The following is a 10,000-nucleotide window of genomic DNA, read 5'->3' on the forward strand; positions in this document are numbered from 1 at the left end:
AAATGTACCGGGGCTAAATACACCACCGAAGCTGCGAATTGATACCAATGGTATCAGTGGTAGGGGAGCGTTCTAAGTGCAGTGAAGTCAGACCGGAAGGACTGGTGGAGCGCTTAGAAGTGAGAATGCCGGTATGAGTAGCGAAAGACGGGTGAGAATCCCGTCCACCGAATGCCTAAGGTTTCCTGAGGAAGGCTCGTCCGCTCAGGGTTAGTCAGGACCTAAGCCGAGGCCGACAGGCGTAGGCGATGGACAACAGGTTGATATTCCTGTACCACCTCTTTATCGTTTGAGCAATGGAGGGACGCAGAAGGATAGAAGAAGCGTGCGATTGGTTGTGCACGTCCAAGCAGTTAGGCTGATAAGTAGGCAAATCCGCTTATCGTGAAGGCTGAGCTGTGATGGGGAAGCTCCTTATGGAGCGAAGTCTTTGATTCCCCGCTGCCAAGAAAAGCTTCTAGCGAGATAAAAGGTGCCTGTACCGCAAACCGACACAGGTAGGCGAGGAGAGAATCCTAAGGTGTGCGAGAGAACTCTGGTTAAGGAACTCGGCAAAATGACCCCGTAACTTCGGGAGAAGGGGTGCTTTCTTAACGGAAAGCCGCAGTGAATAGGCCCAAGCGACTGTTTAGCAAAAACACAGGTCTCTGCGAAGCCGTAAGGCGAAGTATAGGGGCTGACACCTGCCCGGTGCTGGAAGGTTAAGGAGAGGGGTTAGCGTAAGCGAAGCTCTGAACTGAAGCCCCAGTAAACGGCGGCCGTAACTATAACGGTCCTAAGGTAGCGAAATTCCTTGTCGGGTAAGTTCCGACCCGCACGAAAGGTGTAACGATTTGGGCACTGTCTCAACCAGAGACTCGGTGAAATTATAGTACCTGTGAAGATGCAGGTTACCCGCGACAGGACGGAAAGACCCCGTGGAGCTTTACTGTAGCCTGATATTGAATTTTGGTACAGTTTGTACAGGATAGGCGGGAGCCATTGAAACCGGAGCGCTAGCTTCGGTGGAGGCGCTGGTGGGATACCGCCCTGACTGTATTGAAATTCTAACCTACGGGTCTTATCGACCCGGGAGACAGTGTCAGGTGGGCAGTTTGACTGGGGCGGTCGCCTCCTAAAGTGTAACGGAGGCGCCCAAAGGTTCCCTCAGAATGGTTGGAAATCATTCGTAGAGTGCAAAGGCATAAGGGAGCTTGACTGCGAGACCTACAAGTCGAGCAGGGACGAAAGTCGGGCTTAGTGATCCGGTGGTTCCGCATGGAAGGGCCATCGCTCAACGGATAAAAGCTACCCCGGGGATAACAGGCTTATCTCCCCCAAGAGTCCACATCGACGGGGAGGTTTGGCACCTCGATGTCGGCTCATCGCATCCTGGGGCTGTAGTCGGTCCCAAGGGTTGGGCTGTTCGCCCATTAAAGCGGTACGCGAGCTGGGTTCAGAACGTCGTGAGACAGTTCGGTCCCTATCCGTCGTGGGCGTAGGAAATTTGAGAGGAGCTGTCCTTAGTACGAGAGGACCGGGATGGACGCACCGCTGGTGTACCAGTTGTTCTGCCAAGGGCATAGCTGGGTAGCTATGTGCGGAAGGGATAAGTGCTGAAAGCATCTAAGCATGAAGCCCCCCTCAAGATGAGATTTCCCATAGCGTAAGCTAGTAAGATCCCTGAAAGATGATCAGGTTGATAGGTTCGAGGTGGAAGCATGGTGACATGTGGAGCTGACGAATACTAATAGATCGAGGACTTAACCATATAATATGTAGCAAATGTTATCTAGTTTTGAAGGAATATGCCTTCAATAGTTTGGTGATGATGGCAGAGAGGTCACACCCGTTCCCATACCGAACACGGAAGTTAAGCTCTCTAGCGCCGATGGTAGTTGGGACCTTGACCCTGTGAGAGTAGGACGTCGCCAAGCAAGCTTAAGACGAGTCAGAATGACTCGTCTTTTTTGTATGCTTTCATACCTCTATCGATTGCCTTTTTAACCGCTTCTAAATAGGAAAATCCATATTTTTGATCTGGTTCTAAGTAGGTTCCTTCTGCCCATTCGTTCCACGCATTGATAAATAAAAACTCACTGTTATAAAGAGAGTAAGTACGATGAATTTGCTTACTTAAATAGATTGCGAACTTTTCAGGAGTAGAACCTATAAAAATACTGCTATTTGAATTTTTGCGTCGTGCAGTGTTATCCCAATCAACGAAAGCTCCAGGGAATGTTTTTTTCTTTGGAGGAAATCGCTTTAATATATACATCCATACTTTATCGTAGTCCCAAGCATTTAATTGCATACCAGACTCATATATTGTTTTATTTATGTCTGAAGAGCTATCATGGGCAATTGTATAAAATGGTTCAAACTGAATGCTAGCATCGAACCCATTTATATCAGGGAGTGGAAAACTGTTTAATGTTTCTGTAAAGTATATACCTTTTAAACCGTTTTCTCGTGCTAATGCATTCCAATAATTAAGCATTTTTTCACAATCAGGAATATGTCCCGGGCGATAAATAATGAATAGAGGTTTATCATCTATACGAATATATCTTTTATCTTGGAACGCTTGTAATAAATATTCAAAGTGCTCTTTCCAATCTGATACATCTCCATAATCTTGAGGCATTAATATATGTTTATCAAGACCATCCCAAGATCTTGTCCATGGCTCATTTGCCCAAGAAAGGCAAAATGGAAAATCTGGTTCCCCTATCTTAAGTACCTCATTAAAAGGTGTTTCTAATAGCCTCTTACCTTTAAACCAGTAGTGATAATAACAAAAACCATATATACCGTATGCTTTCGCGATTTCTGCTTGCCATTTTCTTACGGATGGGGTAGTTAAGTCATAATAAAAATCTTGATAAGGTTCCCTAGGTTGATAATGTCCTGAAAATAAAGGTTGTGCATTTTTAGTATTCGTCCATTCAGTAAAACCTTTACCCCACCAGCGATCATTTTCTTTTATTTGATGGAATTGTGGTAAGTAAAAAGCGATTATTTTCAAGCTATATCCCCCTTATGTTCTTCGAAGTTCAAGTGGTGGGAAGTTACTTTTGATTTTGTGGAGCAAGTTTAAAACGAGAGATTTTATATTCTCTTACTGTTTTTGTATGCTACGTATTGGATTTAGTTTTATAGTTTGCTTAATACGAGAGTCTTGGGTGCTCTCATATATATGTCTGAAATAAAAAGTATCATTCATCATGAAATTAAGCGGATTACTATGAACGAAAGAAGTTAATCTTTCTGGAGAACAAATAGGGCCTGTGGTAACCGGTTTACATCATCAAAAAAATCCCGCAGTTTTAGATACTTCTCATAATGCTTTTTAATATAGGTCATAGGTATAACAGTTTCTCCATAAAAGCTGCTATCTCTAACATCTCCTGCACCAGTAGGACTGTGTACAAAATTCCCATGTTCATAATCCGAGATAGCGCGATGTATATCTGGAAAAGCCTGAGATAAAGTTTTATGCCATCCTGTTTGAATTAATTCAGGGTGTTCCTTGAATTGTTGACAAAAATCGAGAAAATATCGTGCCTGTGTTGTTGCGATGAAGATTCCACCTGGACGCAGAATTCTTGAAAATTCTTTTATCCAATTTTCTGCAGTTTCTTCGGATAAATGTGAGAATACAGAATAAGCGAATATGATGTCTAATGAATTGTCACGAATAAATTCTACAGGAGGTTGTGGGCTTGCGGTTTTATATATCCCTCTTCCTAATGTTTCATTGCAAAGAGTAATCATGAAGGGGTCTACATCAATCCCAAGCAGATTTTCATCCCGAACATCTTTGAACAAGAAGCGTATAATTCGTCCCCAACCGCAACCAAAGTCTAAAACTTTACTTTCTTTATTCAAGGGAACCCCTAAATTTTGAGCGTATGTTTTTATATGACTATAAAACAAATATGCTTCATATAGGGCGTGTTCATAGGAAGCACCTACAAATTGTTTTTGGATTTCTTCAGGGGGGAACATAGGTACGGGTACACCGTTTATTGTTGTTTCTGAGCAACTTTGTATAAATAGATTTAGAAGTTCAACGTCAGATAATGGACTAACAAGGTTATCAAAATCACTTCCTAACTTAAAATTATTCATTTGTTAAACCTCCAAATTACATAATGATAAAATTTATTTACGATTTTTTTGTACTAATAAAAACATGCAAAAATTCAGCATCTAACCCTAATGATCTATCCTTTTGTAAATAAACAGTAGTATACATATTTGCCTGTGTGTAAATATATTCAATCATATCTAGCCCCCAATCAAATGTTACTAAAGACCCATTCTCATCGATAGGGTTTCCATGATAAATGGGCTCTTCAATATGCTCAATTACTTCTTTATTCACTCTTGCTCTTTGCACAGTCTTTGTGAGTGTATGATACCAAGGGACAGTAAATACATGAGCACCACCAGGTTTTAATACTCGTTCTATTTCTTTAAATGCCTTGTTTGGCGTCATGACATGTTCAAAAACATCTTGAGTAATGAATAAATCAAAAGATTCACTTGGGAAGGTCATGTCTTCTAAATTTTCACATCTAATTCCTTGAAAGTATTGGCCGAGAGGATAGTTTTTAAAGTATTGAGAATATGTATAGTTTTTACAGTTTTTTATTAGTAGCTGAGTTGTAATTCCTCCAGGAGAGGATTCGTGGATATTATAGGAATTCCATTTTGGAAAAAATGTATTTAAAACATGGATTAAAGCTCGCTGCCTTGGTATAGATTGGCATGTAGAACATAAGTAATGATCTCTAAGCCAATCATTATGTTCTATAAATGTAGTTTCCTTCTCGCAAATAACGCAATACCCAGTATTGTGTTTCAAATTGTCTTCCACATGACATCACTCCTGTTTTAAATGCAATGTATTGATGGATAGTATGACACACTTCAACAATCAAAGGAATCAAAGAGAGTGGCTGAAAATTAGGAAACTCATACAAGTACGATTGATAGAAGGGGATAACCAGCTGAGGGATAATCTCGCGCGAATTACAGTGTCAATTTATGCTATGCGAGACATTCGCTTTTATTCATTGAAGAATGTATAGACTTAAAATATCCCTTTCTTGTATGGATACATTTCAAAGTCCTGTGCATATATTTCTGTAACTAAATCCATAGTTTCTTTATCGTAAAAGCTTTTATATGTTGGAAATCGGGGGAAGGCTTCATCTGTAATGCTAAGTTCTGCATAGCTGCCTTCATACATCATCTTATGAGTGCGATGATGATCTGAATTCGTAAGTATGGCTAGGTCGGACTTAATTAAACCGTATTCGTCTTCTATTTTGGGAATTTGCTTATTAAAATCTTCTAAAGGTATGTAGCGTTGGATGAAGGCTTCTTCCCCCTGAACATATTGCTGACTAAAATGTATATCCATTACTAGGGAGTTGGGACCAAGTGCTTGAACGTAATATAAAAATTGTTTAAATGATATTCCTTCATTACTATATTTGTCATTATAAAAACATTTTCGGATACTTTCCCATTGTGGGCTAGCATATGGATTGTCAGCAAGTAATAGAAATGAGCTAACGGCCCTTGTATAGGGATTTCGTACGAGTTTACAAACATCTTTTTTCCCTTTTAGAAGAACATTTTGTAACTCAGGTATGTAATTTTCTTTGTTTTTGTATACCCAGAACTCATAGTAATGAATAAAGTCATTGTATTTCTTTGCTTCAGTATATAATCCAATTTGAAAAAAGAACCAATTAGCTAATGTGGTGCATCCGCTTCTATGACTCCAAAATAGTATAAGGGGAAAGTCTTTATGGAAGTGTGGAATTCGATCTTTATGTAGAATTACGTGGTTTAAAAGTTTTTGATTTATATTTTTCATGAGTTCTGTACTCCTTTTTCGAGAGTTTTGTGTATGTAGAAGCTTCTTTAAATGGAATACACGAGTGGAAATATAGGAAGAGAAGGTTGATTTTTTATTAATAAACTATATTCATGGGGGTGAGTAAATATTATGAGTGTTTTTTCGGACACTTTAGATAAGGTAGTGATTCTAAAATGAAAATATAAAATAAAGATAATGAAAATGTATAAGGGGCATACAATTACAAGAGGATGAATAATAAAAATGATCGAGTTCATGTATTTGCATTTCTAGGTGTGACGAGTAAAAAATTTGCTTACTAGAGAGAGGATATTATGAGGAAGAATAATTATTTAATAGTAGGTGGAAATAGTTTCATTGGTATTAACCTCACGTTAGGTTTATTAGAACAGGGGCAAAATGTAAAAGTATTTTCCAGGCATATAAATAATTTTCCTCGAAATATTATAAATGAAGTTGAATTTATTACAGGTGATTTAGAAAATGTTGAAGATATATATAAAGCTTTAGTGAATGTGGATATTATTATTTATTTAGCTGCGACGTCTAATGTAGCAACTTCCATCGAAGATATTTTTGGGGATATTAACAGTAGCCTTTTTTTTCTTAATTTCATGGAAAGTGTTAAAGATTTTCGTATTAAAAAAATTGTATTAGCATCTTCAGGGGGTACAGTTTATGGGGAACCTGAATATTTGCCTATTGATGAGAAGCATCCGTTGAAACCACTTTCTCCATATGGAATCACAAAAGTTTCGCTTGAGAATTATTTGTATTTTTATAAGCGAAACTACGGCATCGACTATGTTGTATGTAGATACTCTAATCCATATGGGAAATATCAAAATCCTTTAAAGAAAGTTGGGGCAATAAATTGTTTTTTGTACCAACATCTTAGTAATGAAAGGATTAATATATACGGGAATCCACAAGAGATTATTAGAGATTATATTTATATCGATGATTTAGTTGAAATTACTATACAACTATCACAATTAAATCGATTGAAATCTTGTGTATATAATATAGGAAGTGGCAAAGGTCTTTCTTTAAAACGAATTATAGTGGAATTGGAGAAAATAACAGAAAGAAAAGTAGACTTTATCTGTTATAAACCAAAACAAGAAAATGTTCAAAAAATCATTTTAAATATAGATAAGGTGAGACAAGAATTTAATTGGGAACCTAAAATAGATTTCAAAAGTGGAATTAGATTAAATAAGTTATGGATTGAAGAGTTCTTATATAGTAAAAAATAATAAACCATGCTCTACTTATATAAGCAGAGCATGGTTTATTATTTTATTTCTTTTTTTATTACCCAAAGATCTTGATGATCCCACCAAAACCCTTCAGTGTATTTTTTAATGATAGGGTTATAGGGTAATAACTTAATTTTGTCACACACGTAAGAGGGGCTAACTATCGTTTGGCCATATTGGTTAACATCTAAATCGAATTGTTCACTAGAAGGAAGGAACCAATAGCCTTGTTCATTTAAATTTGGAAATCCAAAGTATTTTTTACTTTGATACCCATGGGTGGTGAAAATGAATAAACCACCAGGTGAAACAGCACTATACAATGTTTGAAGCCAACGAAACCAAGTTGTATCAGGCATATGAGAAAAAAAGGATAGACAAAAAACAATATCGTACGTAGAAGTTTCCAATTTTAAATGTTCAGGTTCAGGATGAGATAATATAGAAGAATGATTTAATGTGTTTTCAATAAAAGTAATAGCTTCTTCATGTATATCACAAGCAGTTATACTCAAGTTTGCTTGTAGATTTAATAAATGGCGTGTTACGCAGCCATATCCAGATGCAAATTCTAATAATTTAATTGGATTGTCTGCAGGAGGATAAAAGGAAGTAATTAAGTCTAAGAGTATTTGTGCTGATTTTTGTCCATCTTTAAAATAATAATCTATCGCTTCTTTTTTAGAAGGAAAGACTGGATTAGTGACAAGGAACTGAAAAATGTGATCCTCAGGATGGATATTTGCGTTTACATTGTAGTTGTTTGCGATTTGAGAAATTAAGTTTTTATTTTCCTCTATAAATGCTTTCAAAGAGTATTCCCCCTAAATAATAGTAGCGTCTTATAAAAAATGCGGATAGTAAATAAAGTTCAAGGCTAAATGTTCAAGTATGTTTTTAGGTATTTTCTATATGTATACATCTTCATTTTAGAAATATCGTCGATAGTAAAGTTCTGTTTAATGAAATTCTGCATTTGTACAACTTCATTATAATGAGAATATGAATCTTCTGTTTTCGTTACACTATTTGTATGTCGTCTATGATAGTTTAGGGACTTTGGATTAAAGTGAATATGTCCCTCTTGCAGGATGGAAACATAGAAAAACCAATCACCAGCAACTTTAAATTTTGCTAGTTGTTTTTCTGTGTTTTTTATATCTATGTTTTTAAAAACTACACTTGAGACATTAGGTATAGTGTTTTTAATAAGTAACGTATCTTGTATTTCATCTATGCCTTTTCGAAAATAGGGGGTTTTCCATTTTTCTTTATCGATATCATTTGTGTAATTTAAATAATGATCAGCTATTACATTTCCTTGTTCGTCTATTTGTTTTGATTGTGTGTAGCTTAAGGTAACCTTGTTATTTATATGAAATCCATGTATCACCTCTTGTAAAAATGTCTTCTCACATAAGTCATCTGATTCTGCGATCCAAATATAATCACCGGTTGCTTCGGAGATTCCTTTTATCCATTGTTTAAATACAGAACCAGAGTTTTTTTCGTTAATAATTCGTTGAACTTTCAGATGAGGCTTATTTTCTTTTGAGAGCAGCTTTTCAAATGTTGATACGCTATTGTCAGTAGAGGCGTCGTCTAGGAAAATTAGTTCGTAAAGGGGGTAGGTTTGGTTTAATATTGATCTGACTCGGTCAGGTAAGTAGTGTTCATAATTATAGTTTGGTACAATTACACTTATTTTTTTGTAATTATGTTCGAGAAGCGCTAATAATTGATAAATGTAATTAAGAAAATTAAAGTTTTTTTCAATGAGCTCTTGGCCAAAGCTCCCCTTTTGTAAGCGTAACTCTTCATCTCCAATAAGTTCATATATTCTTTCGACCATTTTTGGTAAGTTTAAAAAGTCTACTAAGGCACCGGTTTTTTCTGTAACAACATCCTCAAAACCTCCAGCATTTTTAAAACCTATCACAGGAACCTTTGTATCTAATGCTTCTAAAACAACATTTGGAAAAGGGTCTTCCCTTGAGGTTAATAAATATAAATCAGCCCCGGCATTATATAAACCGATATCTGGAGTAGGATCAACTAATGTGAAATGTGCTTTATATCTTGGTGATAGAGTATCCATAAGATGAACATCTGTTCTCCCTACCCAAATAAAATGAATATTAGTATGAACCTTTCTTACTGAGTAAGCAATAAATGAGAATAAATCTATTCCTTTTCGATAATCGGCGAAACCTACACCTAAAATAATTTTACTATCTAGAGGCAGGTTGAGTTTTTTGCGTAATTCATTTCTAGCCACTGTAATATTATTCTTATAAGGATTGTGGTTAAATAAACCTTGAGGGAGAATGTGACATTTTTGATGATCTAATTGCGTGATTGTAAGGAATTTTTCATATACGTATTGTGAAGGGAAGACAATTTTGTAAGCAGATTCAGCAATGTTTCTAGCTTTTCCTTCGGCAGAGTACTGTTGTATTAAATGCGGTAATTCATGTATTAACGAAATAACTTTTATATTGTGCCTAGCTAGTAATGCAACCATATCACCACTTATGACCGTACTGCATATGGCAATGGTATAGTCTTGTGATAATAAAGTCTTTATTAATAATTCGACCGTTTCTTCCGTGGGGTAGTCTTCCTCTAAGCAATAAACAGGACCATATTTTTGAAAATCGGGGATTAAAATGCCTGATCCAATAGAAATAATTGCGACGGAGTAATCGAAGTTTTCTTTAAGAGCTTTAATAGTATGTAAAGAAAGCAGCTGTGCTCCGTGGAAATGGGCATCATGGGATACATAAATGATTTTCTTATTAACATGCATTTCATAACGCCTCCTAAGTTTATTAGATTTCTTTACCTTTCTATCGACTTA

Annotated in this window: 7 protein-coding genes and 2 rRNA genes (1 of these 9 running past the window's edge); 3 read left to right on the top strand and 6 right to left on the bottom strand. The window is 36.5% G+C overall.

Annotated elements, in window-relative coordinates; all coding sequences use genetic code 11:
* Nucleotides 1–1,750: ribosomal RNA gene (locus tag BTOYO_RS14970) — 23S ribosomal RNA — on the top strand (it extends 1,172 nt beyond the left edge of the window).
* A 50-nt stretch (nucleotides 1,751–1,800) separates the two neighbouring features.
* Nucleotides 1,801–1,916 (top strand): 5S ribosomal RNA (gene rrf / locus BTOYO_RS14975).
* A 14-nt stretch (nucleotides 1,917–1,930) separates the two neighbouring features.
* Here rrf and BTOYO_RS14980 read toward each other — a convergent pair.
* The 4 genes from BTOYO_RS14980 to BTOYO_RS14995 form a co-directional block, all read right to left on the bottom strand.
* Complete coding sequence (locus tag BTOYO_RS14980; RefSeq protein ID WP_000690969.1) at nucleotides 1,931–3,007, bottom strand: glycosyltransferase WbsX family protein; 1,077 nt, start codon at nucleotides 3,005–3,007, stop codon at nucleotides 1,931–1,933.
* Nucleotides 3,008–3,240: 233 nt separating this feature from the next.
* Entirely contained in the window at nucleotides 3,241–4,113 is an 873-nt protein-coding gene (locus BTOYO_RS14985) for a class I SAM-dependent methyltransferase (protein ID WP_001058697.1), read from the bottom strand.
* 37 nt (nucleotides 4,114–4,150) lie between these two features.
* Entirely contained in the window at nucleotides 4,151–4,864 is a 714-nt protein-coding gene (locus tag BTOYO_RS14990) for a class I SAM-dependent methyltransferase (protein ID WP_000389968.1), read from the bottom strand.
* 216 nt (nucleotides 4,865–5,080) lie between these two features.
* Nucleotides 5,081–5,875: a sulfotransferase family 2 domain-containing protein gene (locus BTOYO_RS14995; RefSeq protein WP_000790071.1), complete on the bottom strand. Its 795-nt coding sequence runs from the start codon at nucleotides 5,873–5,875 to the stop codon at nucleotides 5,081–5,083.
* Between the two features lie 317 nt (nucleotides 5,876–6,192).
* Between BTOYO_RS14995 and BTOYO_RS15000 the strand changes: the two genes are divergently transcribed.
* On the top strand, nucleotides 6,193–7,137 hold the full coding sequence (locus BTOYO_RS15000) for an NAD-dependent epimerase/dehydratase family protein (protein ID WP_001230838.1): 945 nt from the start codon (nucleotides 6,193–6,195) through the stop codon (nucleotides 7,135–7,137).
* 38 nt (nucleotides 7,138–7,175) lie between these two features.
* Here BTOYO_RS15000 and BTOYO_RS15005 read toward each other — a convergent pair whose 3' ends face one another.
* Complete coding sequence (locus BTOYO_RS15005; RefSeq protein ID WP_000642908.1) at nucleotides 7,176–7,952, bottom strand: class I SAM-dependent methyltransferase; 777 nt, start codon at nucleotides 7,950–7,952, stop codon at nucleotides 7,176–7,178.
* A gap of 65 nt (nucleotides 7,953–8,017) precedes the next feature.
* On the bottom strand, nucleotides 8,018–9,949 hold the full coding sequence (locus BTOYO_RS15010; protein WP_000558356.1) for a glycosyltransferase: 1,932 nt from the start codon (nucleotides 9,947–9,949) through the stop codon (nucleotides 8,018–8,020).
* Between the last annotated feature and the right edge of the window lie 51 nt (nucleotides 9,950–10,000).

Source organism: Bacillus toyonensis BCT-7112 (assembly GCF_000496285.1).
Lineage (GTDB): Bacteria > Bacillota > Bacilli > Bacillales > Bacillaceae_G > Bacillus_A > Bacillus_A toyonensis.

Coding starts and splice junctions, on each gene's coding strand:
- BTOYO_RS14985 (WP_001058697.1), bottom strand. CDS start 4,113: ATGAATAATTTTAAGTTAGGAAGTGATTTTGATAACCTTGTTAGTCCA.
- BTOYO_RS14995 (WP_000790071.1), bottom strand. CDS start 5,875: ATGAAAAATATAAATCAAAAACTTTTAAACCACGTAATTCTACATAAA.
- BTOYO_RS15000 (WP_001230838.1), top strand. CDS start 6,193: ATGAGGAAGAATAATTATTTAATAGTAGGTGGAAATAGTTTCATTGGT.
- BTOYO_RS15010 (WP_000558356.1), bottom strand. CDS start 9,949: ATGCATGTTAATAAGAAAATCATTTATGTATCCCATGATGCCCATTTC.